Annotated in this window: 1 protein-coding gene; it reads left to right on the top strand. The window is 56.8% G+C overall.

The genetic code is table 11. The features are described 5' to 3' along the window. Positions 1 to 236: hypothetical protein (locus AAEY79_RS16385; RefSeq protein WP_352289837.1), on the top strand; the 236-nt coding region annotated here is incomplete at both ends.

The raw sequence follows: 236 nt of genomic DNA, 5'->3' as shown, positions 1-236 counted from the left end.
GTATGTACACCGCTATCACACCGATGAGCAGGGCCAGCGCACGTTGGTCTCGGTGGAAGGCATCACCGAAGCGCTATTCAAGGCGTTGCGCCAGCTCAAGACATCTCCCGACGTTCAGCCCTCGACCAGTACCGTCGGCATGGAAGTCGGCTTTTACCGCAGCGATTCGCCAAGCGAAAGCACCCAGCAATTGCAGACTCGCGACACCCTGCTTTCAATTGCACAAACCATCGAAA

The sequence above is a fragment of the Psychrobacter sp. GW64-MNA-CIBAN-0177 genome (assembly GCF_040309585.1).
GTDB classification, from domain to species: Bacteria; Pseudomonadota; Gammaproteobacteria; order Pseudomonadales; family Moraxellaceae; genus Psychrobacter; species Psychrobacter okhotskensis.
This window is presented reverse-complemented; position numbering and strand designations above follow the sequence as displayed.